The sequence below is a fragment of the Psychrobacillus sp. BM2 genome (assembly GCF_048572895.1).
GTDB lineage: Bacteria > Bacillota > Bacilli > Bacillales_A > Planococcaceae > Psychrobacillus.
In genome coordinates this window covers 2,093,457-2,109,850 of the sequence record NZ_CP183878.1, presented here as the reverse complement: position 1 = coordinate 2,109,850, position 16,394 = coordinate 2,093,457, and the positions used below count along the sequence as shown (strand labels likewise).

Sequence of the window (16,394 nt, the reverse complement as noted above, 5' to 3'; positions counted from 1 at the left end):
AGTTTCAATAACAATAATTTAATTGTATAGTAATGGTAATAGCGGTTTTTAGAAAAGTCTTGGATACATAGATGATAATTCTTTCGAAAGAAGGTTTAGATAATGATCGATCAATTAAGGGAAATTTACTCGACATTAATAGTATATAAGGACGGTTCGGATGAATTAGGCATAGATTATAAATGGTTTGCTACAGATAAAGATGAAATCCTCGGGATTCGGAACGATGAGCTAACTTCCAAAGATGTTTCATTATTAACTACTTTTCTATCCCCGTATAATGTGAAGTTTCCTACACAGACAGAAGTAGAAAGAAACTGGAGGAAAATTATTTTTTCTGCCGTACTAATAGAGGAGAAGGACTGGAAACCGAGTAACCCTTTTCGGTTCGTTTATTTTTCATTTAATAAAAATCAAATAGAACCGGTCTTGTTTAAAGATGCCATAGAAGCACTTTTTGATAAGCAAGTACCTATTTTATGGGACAGTGAGCACGAAGGTTTTATCATAGAGCAACAAATGATAGAAGAGGAAAGTATTTCATTTGAGCAGATAATTGATATTTTAATGAGTGATTTATATGTGAAAATTAACTTTTTTGTAGGACCATATAAAAAGGATATAGCGGATATAACACATCACTATAATTCATTGACCAATTTGGCTAAATGCGTTTTCCTCTATACGAACAAATCGGTAGTGACGTATGTGGAAGCTATACCGTTCATACTAACAAAGCAAACTGAAACAGAATTGCGATTGGATATTTCTAATATTATATTGCAAGAGTACATACACGACGAAGAGACGATTAAAATGATTGAGACTTTTTTCAAATGTAACTTAAATCTTTCCGAGACAGCAAAAGTACTCCATTTACACCGTAACAGTTTGCAATATCGATTGGATCGTTTCGTTGATAAGACTGGGATTGATATACGACAATTTCATGATGCGATGACCGTATCCTTGGCATTGCTAGCTAGAAGATGATATTTAGTAAATATTCACTAAGTTCTTCCACATCTTTGTGCACTATTCCCATTTCTTGAAAATTAGAAATATAGTATTCTATTAATAATGAAAGCACTTACAATTCAAGGGGGAATTAGGATGGCTGAACTTAAATTAGTAAATATCAAAAAGGTATATGACAATAACGTAGTTTCTGTAGAAGACTTTAATTTGGAAATACGAGATAAAGAGTTTTTAGTATTAGTTGGTCCATCTGGTTGTGGTAAATCGACAACATTACGTATGATCGCTGGATTAGAGGAGATTTCTTCAGGGGATTTATTTATCGGTGATAAACGAGTGAACGATGTGCCACCAAAAGATCGCAATATTGCGATGGTATTCCAAAACTATGCGCTATATCCACATATGGACGTATATAATAATATGGCTTTTGGACTGAAGCTTCGTAAATTTAAAAAAGACGAGATTAAAAAACGTGTAGATAATGCAGCAAAAATTCTAGGACTAGAAAGTCTGTTGAATCGTAAGCCAAAAGCTCTTTCTGGTGGTCAACGTCAGCGTGTGGCACTTGGTAGAGCAATTGTTCGTGATGCGGAAGTATTCTTAATGGATGAACCATTATCTAACTTAGATGCAAAGCTTCGTGTGCAAATGCGCGCAGAGATTCAAAAGCTACATAGCCGTCTGCAAACGACAACTATTTATGTAACGCATGACCAAACAGAAGCAATGACAATGGCTACTAGATTAGTAGTTATGAAAGACGGAGTTATTCAGCAGGTTGGTGCACCAAAAGAGGTATACGACGAGCCAGATAATGTATTTGTCGGTGGATTTATTGGATCTCCAGCGATGAACTTCTTAAATGGTAAATTGGTTGGCAATCATTTCGTGATGGATGATGTAAAATTATTAGTGCCAGATGGCAGACTTAAAATTCTTCGTCAGCAAGGATACGATGGAAAGGAAATCATTCTTGGTATTCGTCCAGAGGATATTAATGATGAGCAAGTGTTCCTAGATTTTTCACCTGAAACGAAAGTGAGTGCTTCTGTAGAAGTTGCTGAGTTAATGGGTGCGGAAATTATTCTTTATTCGCAAGTGAGCAATCAAAACTTTGTTGCTCGAATTGACTCACGTTTTAATATTTCAGCAGGGGATACAATCGATTTAGCATTTGATCTTAGTAAAGCACATTTCTTTGATAAGGAAACGGAACAACGCATTAAATAGAACCGGGATAAACATTCTTAAAAAATTTACTTTCGAAAGTGATTATAGGCTTTTAATGTTATCTACCTATAAATTAATTACCGATTAAAGAAGAACCACGTTTTATAATCTAAAATGAGCGTTGATTCAGGGCGAATCAACGCTCATTTTTATGAAAAAATATTAAGCGAAATGTATTTAACATAACGAAATGGAAATCCTTTTTACAAAATCCTTCAGGTTCTTGATAGATAATCCTAGTTTATATCAAATAAATAAGGGAATAAACATTGTAATGATGGTTGAGATTATAAGTACAACCTCGTAACAGTCTACATAATATGTCATTTCTTATACACCCACAACTGGTGGGATAGAGTGAAGAATCACAAATGGGTAATTCAAGAAGAAATTGAAAATGCAGGGGATAAACCTTAGGGGCATGAACAAAAGTTACGATTGAGGCAGATCATATGGCTGGTATGAAAGGTGCTACCGCTGAAATTGATTCGACAGAACCAACGACGGTATTTATGGTCGATTACACTCCGACTACAGGAGGGAAAGTAGTAAAAAATCATAAATGTGTAACAGAAAGTGAACTTTCTGCTAAATAAAAGATAAAGATTCCACAAAATGTTGTTTTTGTGGAATAAAGAATTACCGTTTATAAAAAAGTTGCACCGTTTTACCTCTTTGGATGTTTTTGGCTAAAGGGGCATTTTTATATTCTAAAGAATAAAACAACTACAGTGGAAACAATGGAGCAAGTAAGATCGAAATATCTCAAACTCAAAGCTCAATTTTTATTTATTTTTCAAAAAATGTTGCGTTAGGGAAACTTCCGGCATACAATGACAATATAATTGATAAAAAGTTGGCTCAAAAAATGATGTTTTTAAGGGGGGAAGATAAAATGATTGATTTTATAGCAACACTAAGCCCCATAAACCAGGCATTATTAGCTACCCTTTTCACATGGGGCATGACTGCGATAGGGGCTGCTTTAGTATTCACAACGAAAACGTTGAATCAAAAGCTGATGGATGGAATGTTAGGATTTGCAGGTGGGGTTATGATTGCCGCGAGTTTTTGGTCGTTGCTCTCGCCTGCCATTTCAATGGCAGAAAGTAGTTCTATGCCATCGTGGTTTCCAGCAACTGTTGGTTTTTTGTTGGGGGGCGGGTTTCTATGGGTGGCAGATAAGATTATTCCTCATGTGCATCCAACTTCCCAATTGAAAGATGCAGAGGGGATAAAACCCGAGAATAAGCGCCGGAGTACACTACTTGTCTTTGCTATTACATTGCACAACATACCTGAAGGACTTGCAGTTGGCGTTGCCTTTGGTGCTGTGGCCGCTGGTTTTCCATCCGCCTCTTTGGCAGCAGCTGTTGCTTTAGCTATAGGGATAGGTATTCAAAACTTACCTGAAGGTACAGCTGTTGCAATGCCTTTACGAAGAGATGGTATGTCTCGTCGGAAAAGCTTCTTATATGGTCAGTTTTCAGGATTGGTAGAACCTATTGCAGCCGTGATAGGGGTTCTTGCAGTTACGGTTATGACACCGCTTCTCCCATATGCATTAAGTTTTGCAGCAGGTGCGATGATATTTGTAGTAATAGAAGAAGTTATTCCTGGCTCACAAGAAAATGGAAATAAAGACTTAGCATCGATTTGTTTAATGTTAGGATTCACACTGATGATGATACTGGATGTAGCATTTGGATAAGTGCATATTATGCTTGTTTCATTCGTAGCCTTAGCCATGCTGCTTTAATACGGACCTAACCCACAAATAATGATTTATTTATTGTAGGATACAATCCCAAAAGCATATAGCCCATAATGACCCATTTGGAGTCATTATGGGTTTTAATTTTTATTAATGTTCGCCATGTCCAACAAAGATATCGAATAACAGAAAGGCAAAAATAGTTTTCAATTTGTTTAATATTATACTGCATCTACTAAAGGAGATAAAACTCCTTTTTTTGAAGTTACAAAAAAAGTACAACATTAAATTTTTTTAATCTTTCAATACTCAAATTTTAATTTTTAATTGATACTCTTAAGTGTATGCAGAATACGATCTTATCTGATAAATGAAAGTAGGAGTTATCGAAATGAAATTAAAAGGGCTTTTGTTAAGTGCTTATCTAATAGGTCTTGTTTCACTAATAGGTTTTAGTTGTATGGCAATTCTAATTAGTACTCAGAAAATTGTTCTATTTGATCAAACATTGATTTCTTTTATTCGAGGTTTTGAATCACAAACACTGATCTCAATTATGAAGTTTTTTACGTTTATTGGGTCGTTTCCGGTGGGCTGCTTATGATGGAAGAGAGGGGATTGAACTTGCATTAGAAAGAAAATGGGATATTGTCCTTTTAGATTTAATGCTGCCAAAGTTAAACGGTATCGAAGTTTGCCGAAGATTAAAAGCAGTAAAGGATACTCCAATCATTATGATTACAGCAAGGGACAGCGTAATGGATCGGGTATTAGGACTTGATAGTGGCGCAGATGATTATATCCCCAAACCATTTGCGATAGAGGAATTTCTGGCCAGAATTAGAGTCATTATGAGAAGAGAAGAAAAACGAAATGATTTGCCTACCCTGCTTTTATCATTTAAAGATTTAGAGTTAAATATTGAATCAAGATTATTAAAAAAGGGCGAACAATTGATAGAACTAACGAAAAAGGAATATGAATTATTGTTTATGTTTTTGAAAAATATTAATCGTGTCTTAACTAGGGAGGTTCTCCTAGAAAATATTTGGGGTTATGATGCAGAAATTGAAACAAATGTCGTGGATGTTTATGTAAGACATCTTCGAAATAAACTAGATTCTGTAGATAAAGAAAATTATATTCAAACGATGAGAGGGATGGGGTATGTGATGAGAGAATGAAAGGATTAAAATATTTAATTCCAAAGCATATCAATATTAAATGGAAGTTAACTTTATGGGCCGCATTTTTAATGATATTTTTATTTCTTTCTTATAATGTTTTGCAGTATTTTGTTATTCAGAACTGGGTAGTTAATCAAGAAAAACAAACACTTCAAAAAAAGATGGAAGAAGTAACCGCGTATATTCAAAATTCTAGTTTTAAAGGGAATGTTTCGGAAAGTGAACACTATTTAGACGTTCTGAATGAAAAGTATCAACTGATAAGAATCGTAAAGGAAGACAATTCTCCGTTATTTACGATATCGGACGAGGTACCACAGAGTTGGGTGGCTCCAAAAAATGTGACAAAAGAAGAACTAGTGGAATTTTCTCCAAAAGGCGATCGTTTGTTGATATTTAGGAGGCCAATCGAGGTAAATGGCTTTAAAGGAACCGTAGAAATAGTTCGTAATTTAGAGAACTTTGATAGTTTGATTAATCAAATATTTATGTTGGTTATCGTAACAGGACTGGTTGCCATTCTCCTTAGCTTATTTGGCGGCAGACTTATTTCTTTTCAACTGTTAAAACCAATTAACTCAATGATTAGAACAATGAGAGGGATAAAAGAAAATGGTTTGAAAGAAAGGGTTCAGATTAACAAGCAACGGGATGAAATGACGGAGTTAGGGGTTATGTTTAATGAACTAATGGATAACTTAGAGAAGTCATTTCAGCAGCAGCAACAATTCGTAGAAGATGCGTCGCATGAATTAAAAACACCGTTATCCATCATACATGGGCATTTGTCGCTTATCAAGCGTTGGGGTAAGGATGATCCAAAAGTATTGGAACGCTCTATTGATTTAAGTCTAAATGAAACCAACAGACTTATTAACCTTGTTTCGGAATTATTGGCTCTATCAAGAGTAGAAGAACCTACTACAACCATGAATTCCTCGATAAATGTAAAAGTAAAAGAGTCTTTGGTGGAAATTGTTGAAAATTTCCAAACTGTAAATAATGATTTTGAAATATCCTCCACTATAGATATTAGTACGGATTTTACCTTGAAAATTTTAAAAAGTCATCTTGAACAAATAATGATTATTTTATTAGACAATGCCATTAAATATTCAACAAATGAAAAGGTCATACAGATTAATGTAAGACATACAGACAAACAATTAACGATTGAGGTAAAAGATTATGGAGTAGGCATTCCAAAAGAGGAACTATCTTTTGTGCTTAATCGCTTTTATCGTGTAGATAAAGCAAGAAGTAGAAGTGCGCTATTTTTTATGAAATATGTAAATTTCCATTCATTTCGAAGTAAATAGCTCTATACAATATTGGGAATGGAAACAACTTTTGGTCGAATTCTGATTTATTTTTTGTTTGAACTAATGTTGCTCATACTATTTGTTCTAGTTAAAGGAGGTTTATAAAATGAGTGTAAGCATCATAATCTCTGTAGTTGTCGCTCTTTTTGCAGGTATATTAGCAGTTATTAGCAATAAAAGGAGATAAATTTAATGTGGCATAAAAACCCCATTCTCTTCTTTAATTTAAACTGCCCTTTAGTTCAATTAGAAAAAAGGCTTTACTTCTTCTTGGAGTAAAGCAACATGTGAGCCAACCATGCAGTAAAAAAAGCTGCATCACAGAGTATGAAAATGTTTCAGAACGGGTTAAAGCCATGTGGGTTGGCTCTATAGTAAAAAAATTATGACTTTTTTAAAGGGATGTATAAGTTTTACGTTACGGTTTGAGCTTTTATCACTTAACTTGTCGAACTTTCCTTGTGATAAAACTCGTTGTAACTCCTACAAAAAAAATCGTAATAATTGATAGTAGTAATGTATCGGCAGACAATAATAGCCCTCCACATAACACAACTATCGAATCAATAATAAAGATAAGTATACCAACATTTACGCCCGTTTTATCACTAAGTAGTTGAGCTACTAAATCGGTGCCTCCTGTGCTTGTCTTAAAACGCAGCATTAAACCAATGCCAACACCAACAAAAAATCCACCTAAAATAGAGCTATAAATTGCCTCCATATGTATAAAGCCCACTAACGGCTGCAGCAAATCAATCAAAAAAGAAGAGATGATCATCCCATGCAAACTATTATAGAAATATTCCCGATAATTAAACCATGCAATGATAAAGACTGGAATACTAAGGAAAATAATCATTAATCCAGGTTTTAAAGCCCAAAGATAATTTAGTATTAGGGCTATCCCAATAATTCCACCGTCTAACACTTTAAATGGTATTAAAAAAAGATTAATACCTAATGCTATAAAAATACTTCCAACTAGTATAACCAAGCCTTTTTTTATCAAATGCATCATCACTCCCAAGGACATCCATGTATATAGACTATGAAAAAATGTAAATAAAAATGTGGCTATGGTTAAGGAAAATGTTTATTTATTCGACCTCCACTAGAGATTTCTGAAGAATTCAAAAAAACGTGTACACTCAAATAAAAGCGGAACTGTATTTTTAATATACGAGGAGGATTCAAATAAGGAGATTTTTTCTATTATTTATAACATCAGTCATTCTTATAGGATGTAGTCAAGTTGATAGAGATGAAGCTAGTTCAATGTATTTAGATGGAAAAATAATTGTTGATGACAAAGAGTATAATTTGATACACGGATACTATACGTATGAGGATAAAGATATGTAGAAAATAAATATCTTGAGCCCTTTCTCTCCAATAGAAGCAGCAAGTTTTTGAAGTATGGTACTTAAAGAGATATTAGATGCAGACTCAAGTTGCTTCTATAAATAAAGTAAAAATGGGTGGAATAAATGAAGCCTATATTGTTATATTTTGGGTTAGTACTTTGCTTTATGTATATCTTGGTCGACTTTTATATTCGGTAACTTTGTTCATGAATCAGGAGGAGAATTTTTGGGGAAGAAAATTTATAATGGTAGGTTTATGGCAAGCACGGAGGAGAGTTTTGTTTTATTTTTTATCGGCATGCGTATTAACAAATTTTTTCGTTCACAAAGTGGGTACCAGTTTTTCAAGCGATGGGACCAATGATAAAGGAATTGTATCAAAATCCCGAATTGGGATTCATTCACACTGAATTTCATCTTAACTGGAGGGGAGTTACACTGATCAAGTATTGGAAGAGCTTTGAGGATTTGGAGGCATATGCTCGCGGGCAAACTCATTCTGTTGCTTGGAAATCCTTTAACCAAAAGATTAAAAATGATGGAAGTGTTGGGATTTACCATGAAACATACAAAATTGAAAAGGGTGCATCGGAGGCTATATATAATAATATGCCAATGCGCGGACTTTCCAAAGCTTTCACTCATATTCAGGTAGGTTCCAAGACAGATTCAGCAAGGGATAGAATAGGTAAATAAGATAATTATGCCAAAAACTTTAAATCAACAAGCAAGTCCACTATCCAATGTATTGACAGTGGACTACTATAGTATAGTTATTTAAACCTTCTATAATAAAATTAATAAACTATTAGATTTAATACGGGATGATTTCTACAGTTTTCGAAGCAATATTCGAGATAAACGTTTGATCGTGTTCTACAAATAAAAGTGTAGGTTTATATTCCGATAGCATCGTTTCAATTTGTGTTTGGTTAATGACATCTAAATAGTTTAATGGCTCATCCCATATATAAAACTCAGCTGGTATTCCTAAGGATTTAGCAAACTCTATCTTTTTCTTTTGGCCATTACTCATGTTTTCAATTGGAACATTAAAAACATCTCGTTCGACGCCTAAAATTCGAAGGTTGTTTAGGAATAATGTGTAATCCAGGTGATAGTTATTAGCAAAATAAGTGAATATTGATACATTCACCTTAGAGTTTACAAAATATTATCTATTTTTCGTTTTCGTTATGTTATGATAATTTCATCATAACTTTCAGGCAGTAGGGGGATTTTTTGTGAAACGTTTTATGAAATGGGTGTTTCAATTAGTTGTTGCATTCATCGGTATTCTGCTTATTAGTGGATTGCCAATTCTTATTAATGGCTTTCAAAAAGGAGAGTTTTGGTGGAGAGCATATAGGGAACATTTACTTGTAATTTTTCCATTTAATCATTTTCTAGATACATATTATAGTAGTTATATTGGAGATTATATCTTCTATTCACTAGAAATATTATTTTTAGCACTGCTTGTTGCAGTTATTTTTGCTTTATCATTTACTGTAATTACGATGCTTTTTAAAGAACGTGCACGACAACGCATCAAAACAATATTTTTCTTTTTGGAATCATTACCTGATATTCTAGTTATTTTACTTATCCAATTACTAGTTATCATTGTACATAAACATACGGGTATTTTTATGAGAATTGCATCTACGGGTGGAGAGAAAATCTACCTTCTTCCAGTCTTTTGTTTAATGATTTTGCCGATGGTTCAGCTTTATCGCTTAAGTATGCTGACGTTTGAAGCAGAGGAAAGAAAATTGTATGTGGAGCTCGCTAGATCGCTTGGATTTAATAAGGTCATTATTTTACTTATACATATTTTCCGTAATGCTATCATTAGTATTTTCTTTCAATCAAAAAAAACGATGTGGTTTATGCTATCTAATTTATTCATCTTAGAGCGAATGTTCAATATGCCAGGTATTATGTTTCACTTAAGCGAGCATATGTCTGGAGAGTTATTTTTAATAACTGTTTGTAGTTTTTTCATCCCAGTGTTCATCGTATATAGCTTTTTTGAGTGGTACTTTTTACGTCGGATGAGTCGTGGAGGTGCTATATTATGAAATTGTTATGGAAGCAACCTTATTTTGTTTTTGGTTTTCTCATATTAGTTTTCTTTCTCATTGGAAGCTTTGTTTTTGAATGGATAAATGGTCCAGACCCGAAACAAACCTATTTTATAATGGAAAAAGGACGAGTAATAGAGGCTGCACCTCTTTCTCCAAGTTGGCTGCATCCGCTAGGGACCGATCAGTACGGTTTTGATATGTTGGCTAAAATTATGCTCGGAGCAAAGTATACGATTATTTCAGCTATGGGTGTCGCTGCATTACGTATGCTAATAGCTGTGCCTTTAGGGTTTGTAATCGGGACATATTGGCAAAAACGTCGCACCACGATTAATAGTTTCATCGATCCTCTTCATTATGTACCGATGACTATATTTTCCTATTTAATGCTCTATCCCGTGTTATGGGAGCCGATGGAAGGATTCTCCACAACTGTCTGGGAGCGTATTGTCATCCAAGTAGTTTTAATGGCCATTATTACGGTTCCGATTGTTTCTTCTCTAATTGGCAATGAATCTAACTTATTGTATCAGCAAGAATATATTCTAGCCTCAAGAACTCTGGGTGCAAGTAAGTTCCGAATTATTACTAAACATCTATTCCCAATGATGCGCGAAAAACTATTCGTCTTATACGGTCAACAGGTCGTGGAAACCTTAGTTGTCTTTACTCATTTAGGACTTTTACAACTGTATATAGGAGGGACAGATGTCAGCTATGAACCAATGGGTGGTGATCCCCCTAAATCGATTGCTTATGAATGGGCAGGTCTATTTGGGTCTTCTTTTCGTTATTTGCAGGGAGTTCCCTGGTTACCACTTGGACCAGCTATTTGCTTTGCACTTGTCATTTTAGCCATTGCTGCGATGATAGAAGGCTATACTCGAGCAGTAAGTGGTCAAGTGAAGATACCGAAACGCAAGAAAGTTTCATTTGTCTCTGATAAAACAGTTGAATGGAATCAACAGCAATTAAAAGAAAAAATGAAGCTGCTTTATAAGGAAAAACAAAAACTATAGAGAGTGCTCTGTAGTTTTTGTTTATTAATTATTTTGCTGCTTTTTTACCTTTTGTTAGTTTCGTGAATACTTGCATTTCTTTATCCGGCTTTGGGACATAATTGTATGGATTTCCTTCCTGTCCAAACTCTTCTTTTACTTCAAACTGAATGCCAATCTTTGCCCCAGCAGTTGAGGTAAGATTATTTATAATATTTTCTTTCTCACCATCAAAATGTGGAGAGGGATTCACATGTTGATTGTCACTTCTTCGTGGCACTATATCATCTCCTTTGTTGTTAATATGACTAATTAGAGGATGTACTATTCTGGTTTTGGGTATTTGAATTTATTTATGCAAATTTAATAAATTTATGAATCGAGGTTATTATTATGACTATGCCGGTTATTGAAACATCGAGATTATTATTAAGAGAAGTTACAAACGAGGATGCTTCTGACATGTTACGCTATTTGTCAGATAAGGATGTTGTAAAACATATGGGATTGGAACCTTTTCAATCTGTAAAAGATGCACTGGATGAAATTAGTTGGTATCAGTCGATCCATGAAGATGGCTCTGGCATTAGATGGGGAATTACGCTAAAAGATGCTGGAAAGGTTATTGGAAGTTGTGGATTTCTTAATAGAAGTACAAAAAATTACCGTGCTGAGGTAGGATTCGAATTGAGTAAAGAGTATTGGGGAAAAGGAATAGCTAATGAAGCCTTGGAAGCGGTTGTTAAGTATGGTTTTAATCATTATACATTCGAACGGATTGAAGCATTAATCGAACCTGCGAATGTCCCTTCACAAAGACTAGTAGAGAAACAAGGATTTAAAAGAGAGGGCTTGCTAAGACATTATAAATTTACTTGTGGGAAATTTGATGATTTGTATATGTATTCCATCTTAAAAGATGATTTGGGTTGTTGACACAATTCTGAATTTCTTGTACAATATGTAAAATCATCATGTTAAATTCGTTGAAGAAGAGAGTAGTCGATACGGAGCTGGGAAGCGAGTTAGGGGTGGTGGGAGCCTAATACAAGAAGAATCGATGAAGCGAGCTTTGGAGAAATGTCCTGAAAGTTTTAGTAAGGATAATCGGGGAAGACACCTCGTTACGAACGTAAAAGCGGTCACATTTGTGGCAACTAGAGTGGTACCACGGGAATTTTTGCTCTCGTCTCTTATACAGAGACGAGGGCTTTTTATATTGGAGGAGAAATTATGAATCTGACAGAACAAATCGCAAATGTTATTTCAAATGCTTTAGAAAATGAATGGACTGCTGAACAAGTAGAGCAGTTACTGGAAAAGCCAAAGCAAATAGAATTAGGGGATATTGCATTTCCTTGTTTTACATTAGCTAAAAAATTGCGTAAAGCACCACAGCAATTAGCGGTAGAGTTAAGTAAGAAGCTAGAGGATAAATTAATAGCCAGCGTTCAAGTCGCTGGTGGATACGTGAATCTTTTCCTCGATCAAGCGCTTGTTACAAACCAAGTTTTACAATCTATTACGACGGATCAACAGCAGTATGGAAGTAAAAATAGCAAGCTTGAAAAAATTGTCATTGATTTTTCTTCACCCAATATTGCAAAGCCTTTTTCCATGGGTCATTTGCGTTCTACTGTAATCGGCAATGCTTTAGCGAATATTGCAGAGAAGAATGGGTACGAAGCTGTTCGTATTAATCATTTAGGAGATTGGGGTACACAATTTGGCAAGCTAATCATCGCTTATAAATTATGGGGAAACAAAGACAAAATCTTAGCAGCACCAATTGAAGAGTTATTAAAGATTTATGTGCATTTTCACGACATGGCCGAAAAAGATGACTCATTAAATGAGCAAGCCCGTGCAGCTTTTAAATTACTCGAAGAAGGTGATGAAGAGGCTCTATCGTTATGGAAGTGGTTCAAAGAGGCATCTTTAAAGGATTTCCAATTAATCTATGAACTTTTAGGTGTCCATTTTGATTCGTATGCTGGGGAAGCTTTTTATAACGATAAAATGACTAAAGTAGTTGACAATTTAAAGGTAAAAGGATTGTTAATTGAATCTGACGGTGCTTTTGTAGTAGATCTTGAAGATATGCCACCAAGTTTGATTACTAAAAAAGATGGAGCAACACTTTATGCTACACGTGACCTAGCAGCAGCCATATATCGTCATCAAACATATCATGCGAGTAAAACGTTTTACGTTGTGGGCAATGAACAAACACTTCACTTTAAGCAACTATTTTCGGTGCTTGAAAAGATGGGTTATGAATGGTCGAAACAGCTTGAACATGTTCCATTTGGCATGATGCTGAAAGACGGGAAAAAAATGTCTACACGTAAAGGTAAAGTTATATTGCTTGCGGACGTTATAGCTGATGCTATTAAAACTGCAGAGCATAATATTAATGAGAAAAATCAAACATTAGAAAACAAAAAGGAAGTCGCAAAGCAAGTTGGAGTAGGAGCGGTTATTTTCAATGACTTAAAAAATGATCGCATGAATGATATTGAGTTTTCGTTGGAACAGATGCTTAACTTTGAAGGGGAAACAGGACCTTATGTGCAATATACGAATGCTAGAATTTGTTCATTGCTCCAAAAAGGTAACTTTGAGGCTGAAGCATTCAACTTTTCATCTCTTGGAGTTGAAGCGTGGCCGATTATCCAGCTACTCGAGGATTTTCCACATGTTGTAGAAAAATCTTTTGATCATGCTGATCCATCACAAATTGCAAAGTATAGTTTACTGCTTGCACGTCAGTTCAATAAATACTATTCAAGCACAAAAATTTTAGCTGATGATGGAACGACTTCTTCTAAGTTAACTTTTGCATTTTCCGTATCGGTTGTCTTGAAGGAATCTTTACGACTATTAGGTGTACCAGCTCCTAAGAAGATGTAATGTCTAGGTAAACACATTTCCAAAATACCCCATAGATATTCTTGGGAGCGATTATGATGAACAGTGTTTCGGATATATTTTTATTACTTTAAGTTTTTATTAATTGTATTTTAAACGTTCAATAATTTCGTGGGAGTTGGGAACACTAAATCTTGAATGATTATAACCAATTAGGGAGGAATAGTAATGACCATACACGGACCTGGACCGAATGATACAGCTAAGAACGAAGAAAGACTAAAGAAAACTATCCGTAATAAGGAAGCAGCGGAAATGGCAATGGAATTTGCAGAAGGTGAAGAACTTGCTGCCATTCAGAAGAAAAATGAGCGACGCGAAGAGCATATTGATGGTTTACGTGCTGAAATACTTGCAGAAGCTAAATCACGCATAAACGGATACAGTTAAAAATTAAGCCTAGTAATCTTTGGATTACTGGGCATATTTTTTTATATCATACTAATGAAAGAAAAAACGTAAACTAGGGAAAAAAGGAGTGACCTTAGTATGCACTTTCACTCAAATGAATTTTCCTCCCACCCTCATAATCCTGGTTATACTACTCCATATTCACAATACACCGCACCAGTTCGATACTTTTTGAACAAATCATCTAGTTATAGTCAACGCTACTATAAAAGTAAAGCAACAGTCGACTTTGAAAGCATGAACCGGTTCTTTGGCTAGAACATGTCAATTGGACCAGAATGACCATTACGAGTATTGTATTCAATTTACCTGATTTACCTTCTGTGCAAGAACGACTTTTACAAAATGCGACCGATTAAGGGAGTTGTATTCGCCCCTATTACGGCGATCAAATCGCCAACAAATATGCCGAACTCATAAAAGAACACTTAGTATTAGCAGCGGAACTAGTCACGGCAGCAGTAAAAGGCGATGCTAAAAAAGCAGAGGAAAAAGAAAAGGAATGGTATCGCAACGCTGATGACATTGCAATTTTTTTAAGTAATATTAATCCGTATTTAACGAAAGTAGAAGTGCAGCGAATGTTTTATATGCATCTTGCATTAACAAAATACGAGGCGGTATGTATGATTCAAAAAAATTATAAAGGGGATATTAAAGTTTTTGACCAAATAGAAGCAGAAGCTTTGGAAATGGCAGATATGATATCACAAGCAATTGTCATGCAATTCCTCATATGTTTTAGGTCTAGGGTGCCAGGTTATCGGACAATTTGGAACTTAAAGAGTCGTAGTATTCTTCACTAGTTAAAGAAATAAATTTATCAGAGCACTTCTGCAAGTCGGGGGGTGTTTTTTATTTGGGTGGAATATGAAGGGTTTTTTAGTAGTAAATAGAATAAGTATAAGAGTAAGTATTGGGAAGGATAGGTGATAAAGATAATTGAATCAGCTAATAAGCCTCAAATACTTCCTTTTATTTTGACGATTTTTGTTTATTTTTCGGAGCTCTATTTGTTTTTCCTCGATTATATTTCTAGTTTTTTCTTTTGGGGTATGTTGGTCTTGCTCGTTATATTATGGGCATTTTTTATATTTGGTATTAGAAAAACACAAATCGCAAAACGTACTATCCTGTTACCTTTCGTCGCCTCGGTATTTTTACTATTATATGAATTACCAATTATCCAAACGGAAGGAAATCACTATGTGGTTTATTCATATGTACCACCAGAAGAACTAATAAAAAACTCCGGAATTTACCTATTGCCTGTACATTCAACTGATATAGAGATAAACGGGGAAGAGGTTTTAGATGAACAAGCTTTTCGAGATTCGAATAATCACATACTAATTTTCGATATAGTAAAAGCAACTAATATTAACCGCTATGCTAGTAAAACTACAGAAATTTTTAAATTGGTTGGATTCAATCTTGAGGTTAATTATTTTAAACAAATGTCAGTGAATGTGAAAGCGTATTTAAATTCAAGTAATCCCGCTGTAGATGAATATTTTTCTAGAAGTAATTTAGGTGGGAATAGTGCAGGGTTAGCGCTCGTTTTAGCCAGTCTAATAGAACAAGCAGAATTTAAAAATGATATACCAATCGGTGTGACAGGGGCTATTAGTAAATCTGGAAAAGTAATAGAGATTGGTCTTGTAAAAGAAAAAGTCCTAAGTGCAAATAAAATCGGACTCCCCTATATAATTCTTCCAATTGGAAACCTCGAGGAAGGCAATGAGGTAGTGAAATTATTTAATCTTCCAATAGAAGTAATTGGAGTCGAAAATGTAGATGATGCGATAGAACAAATTGATAAGTTAAATCGGGATAAATAGGAGAAGAATATTAATATGAAAAATAGAAAACCGGAGCAAAATGATCATTATGACCAACAGCTTTTACCGATAGATGAACAATTATGTGCACTGTTAAAGCAACGGAAAGAACTCTCAAATTATAATCCTGGTGAACCGCTGTGTGATACCAAAACGGTTGTCCTGAGCCCTTCTAAAAAGAAAGATACAGGTTTTGAACTATAAGGACTGAGCGTTTTTTTGCCCGGTTTTTCTTATGAAATCTATTATTTACCATTGAATAAGAACGTACGTTTGTAATATACTGTAAAGAACGTACGTTCCTTATGAGAGGAGTAAATAA

At 34.7% G+C, this 16,394-nt stretch carries 15 protein-coding genes, 3 pseudogenes and 1 other annotated feature; of the genes and pseudogenes, 15 read left to right on the top strand and 3 right to left on the bottom strand.

The window, feature by feature from the left end:
- Window positions 1-102 precede the first annotated feature (102 nt).
- From ACN6MX_RS10225 to ACN6MX_RS10200, 6 genes and pseudogenes are all read left to right on the top strand, one after another.
- Window positions 103-993 (top strand): PucR family transcriptional regulator, encoded by an 891-nt coding sequence (locus tag ACN6MX_RS10225; protein ID WP_419962494.1) that lies wholly within the window; start codon window positions 103-105, stop codon window positions 991-993.
- A 120-nt stretch (window positions 994-1,113) separates the two neighbouring features.
- Window positions 1,114-2,211, top strand: a complete 1,098-nt coding sequence (locus tag ACN6MX_RS10220; protein WP_419962493.1) for an ABC transporter ATP-binding protein — start codon at window positions 1,114-1,116, stop codon at window positions 2,209-2,211.
- A 319-nt stretch (window positions 2,212-2,530) separates the two neighbouring features.
- Window positions 2,531-2,807 (top strand): annotated as a pseudogene (locus ACN6MX_RS10215) (DUF1541 domain-containing protein); the annotation flags it as partial.
- Window positions 2,808-3,106: 299 nt separating this feature from the next.
- Window positions 3,107-3,922, top strand: coding sequence for a ZIP family metal transporter (locus ACN6MX_RS10210; protein ID WP_419962492.1), 816 nt, complete (start codon window positions 3,107-3,109; stop codon window positions 3,920-3,922).
- 602 nt (window positions 3,923-4,524) lie between these two features.
- Window positions 4,525-5,109, top strand: a pseudogene (locus tag ACN6MX_RS10205) (response regulator transcription factor); the annotation flags it as partial.
- Window positions 5,106-6,431, top strand: a complete 1,326-nt coding sequence (locus ACN6MX_RS10200; RefSeq protein ID WP_419962491.1) for a HAMP domain-containing sensor histidine kinase — start codon at window positions 5,106-5,108, stop codon at window positions 6,429-6,431. The pseudogene ACN6MX_RS10205 and the gene ACN6MX_RS10200, both read left to right, overlap by 4 nt.
- A gap of 439 nt (window positions 6,432-6,870) precedes the next feature.
- On the opposite strand, the gene ACN6MX_RS10195 is transcribed toward ACN6MX_RS10200, so the two are convergent.
- Window positions 6,871-7,452 carry a YitT family protein gene (locus ACN6MX_RS10195; protein ID WP_419962601.1) on the bottom strand — a complete coding sequence of 194 codons (582 nt, stop codon included), beginning with the start codon at window positions 7,450-7,452 and terminating at the stop codon, window positions 6,871-6,873.
- 575 nt (window positions 7,453-8,027) lie between these two features.
- Here ACN6MX_RS10195 and ACN6MX_RS10190 point away from each other — a divergent pair.
- Window positions 8,028-8,497, top strand: a pseudogene (locus tag ACN6MX_RS10190) (DUF4188 domain-containing protein).
- A gap of 118 nt (window positions 8,498-8,615) precedes the next feature.
- Here ACN6MX_RS10190 and ACN6MX_RS10185 read toward each other — a convergent pair.
- Complete coding sequence (locus ACN6MX_RS10185) at window positions 8,616-8,957, bottom strand: hypothetical protein (RefSeq protein WP_419962490.1); 342 nt, start codon at window positions 8,955-8,957, stop codon at window positions 8,616-8,618.
- A gap of 88 nt (window positions 8,958-9,045) precedes the next feature.
- Here ACN6MX_RS10185 and ACN6MX_RS10180 point away from each other — a divergent pair, with 88 nt between their 5' ends.
- Window positions 9,046-9,885: a hypothetical protein gene (locus tag ACN6MX_RS10180; protein ID WP_419962489.1), complete on the top strand. Its 840-nt coding sequence runs from the start codon at window positions 9,046-9,048 to the stop codon at window positions 9,883-9,885.
- Window positions 9,882-10,910 (top strand): ABC transporter permease, encoded by a 1,029-nt coding sequence (locus tag ACN6MX_RS10175; RefSeq protein ID WP_419962488.1) that lies wholly within the window; start codon window positions 9,882-9,884, stop codon window positions 10,908-10,910. The genes ACN6MX_RS10180 and ACN6MX_RS10175 overlap by 4 nt, the downstream gene beginning before the upstream one ends.
- Window positions 10,911-10,938: 28 nt before the next feature.
- Here ACN6MX_RS10175 and ACN6MX_RS10170 read toward each other — a convergent pair whose 3' ends face one another.
- Window positions 10,939-11,169 (bottom strand): hypothetical protein, encoded by a 231-nt coding sequence (locus ACN6MX_RS10170; RefSeq protein WP_419962487.1) that lies wholly within the window; start codon window positions 11,167-11,169, stop codon window positions 10,939-10,941.
- Window positions 11,170-11,282: 113 nt separating this feature from the next.
- On the opposite strand from ACN6MX_RS10170, the gene ACN6MX_RS10165 reads away from it, so the two are divergent.
- The 6 genes from ACN6MX_RS10165 to ACN6MX_RS10140 all read left to right on the top strand — a co-directional run bounded on the left by ACN6MX_RS10165 (window position 11,283) and on the right by ACN6MX_RS10140 (window position 16,276).
- On the top strand, window positions 11,283-11,825 hold the full coding sequence (locus ACN6MX_RS10165; RefSeq protein WP_419962486.1) for a GNAT family N-acetyltransferase: 543 nt from the start codon (window positions 11,283-11,285) through the stop codon (window positions 11,823-11,825).
- Window positions 11,826-11,866: 41 nt separating this feature from the next.
- Window positions 11,867-12,086 (top strand) — a binding site (T-box leader).
- Between the two features lie 36 nt (window positions 12,087-12,122).
- Window positions 12,123-13,802, top strand: coding sequence for an arginine--tRNA ligase (gene argS, locus ACN6MX_RS10160; RefSeq protein ID WP_419962485.1), 1,680 nt, complete (start codon window positions 12,123-12,125; stop codon window positions 13,800-13,802).
- Window positions 13,803-13,988: 186 nt separating this feature from the next.
- A complete protein-coding gene (locus tag ACN6MX_RS10155; protein ID WP_419962484.1) occupies window positions 13,989-14,210 on the top strand; it encodes a small, acid-soluble spore protein tlp in 222 nt (73 codons plus the stop codon).
- A gap of 602 nt (window positions 14,211-14,812) precedes the next feature.
- Window positions 14,813-15,037: a hypothetical protein gene (locus ACN6MX_RS10150; RefSeq protein WP_419962483.1), complete on the top strand. Its 225-nt coding sequence runs from the start codon at window positions 14,813-14,815 to the stop codon at window positions 15,035-15,037.
- Between the two features lie 258 nt (window positions 15,038-15,295).
- On the top strand, window positions 15,296-16,072 hold the full coding sequence (locus ACN6MX_RS10145) for a S16 family serine protease (protein WP_419962482.1): 777 nt from the start codon (window positions 15,296-15,298) through the stop codon (window positions 16,070-16,072).
- 15 nt (window positions 16,073-16,087) lie between these two features.
- The gene (locus ACN6MX_RS10140) at window positions 16,088-16,276 is read left to right on the top strand and encodes a hypothetical protein (RefSeq protein ID WP_419962688.1); all 189 of its coding nucleotides are present in this window, start codon (window positions 16,088-16,090) and stop codon (window positions 16,274-16,276) included.
- Window positions 16,277-16,394: the final 118 nt, after the last annotated feature.

What these genes read in the sequence shown, in the direction of transcription:
- ACN6MX_RS10165 (WP_419962486.1), top strand. Translation starts at nt 11,283, where the DNA reads ATGACTATGCCGGTTATTGAAACATCGAGATTATTATTAAGAGAAGTT.
- ACN6MX_RS10195 (WP_419962601.1), bottom strand. Translation starts at nt 7,452, where the DNA reads ATGCATTTGATAAAAAAAGGCTTGGTTATACTAGTTGGAAGTATTTTT.
- ACN6MX_RS10155 (WP_419962484.1), top strand. Translation starts at nt 13,989, where the DNA reads ATGACCATACACGGACCTGGACCGAATGATACAGCTAAGAACGAAGAA.
- ACN6MX_RS10225 (WP_419962494.1), top strand. Translation starts at nt 103, where the DNA reads ATGATCGATCAATTAAGGGAAATTTACTCGACATTAATAGTATATAAG.
- argS (WP_419962485.1), top strand. Translation starts at nt 12,123, where the DNA reads ATGAATCTGACAGAACAAATCGCAAATGTTATTTCAAATGCTTTAGAA.
- ACN6MX_RS10210 (WP_419962492.1), top strand. Translation starts at nt 3,107, where the DNA reads ATGATTGATTTTATAGCAACACTAAGCCCCATAAACCAGGCATTATTA.
- ACN6MX_RS10175 (WP_419962488.1), top strand. Translation starts at nt 9,882, where the DNA reads ATGAAATTGTTATGGAAGCAACCTTATTTTGTTTTTGGTTTTCTCATA.
- ACN6MX_RS10220 (WP_419962493.1), top strand. Translation starts at nt 1,114, where the DNA reads ATGGCTGAACTTAAATTAGTAAATATCAAAAAGGTATATGACAATAAC.
- ACN6MX_RS10200 (WP_419962491.1), top strand. Translation starts at nt 5,106, where the DNA reads ATGAAAGGATTAAAATATTTAATTCCAAAGCATATCAATATTAAATGG.
- ACN6MX_RS10140 (WP_419962688.1), top strand. Translation starts at nt 16,088, where the DNA reads ATGAAAAATAGAAAACCGGAGCAAAATGATCATTATGACCAACAGCTT.
- ACN6MX_RS10150 (WP_419962483.1), top strand. Translation starts at nt 14,813, where the DNA reads ATGTTTTATATGCATCTTGCATTAACAAAATACGAGGCGGTATGTATG.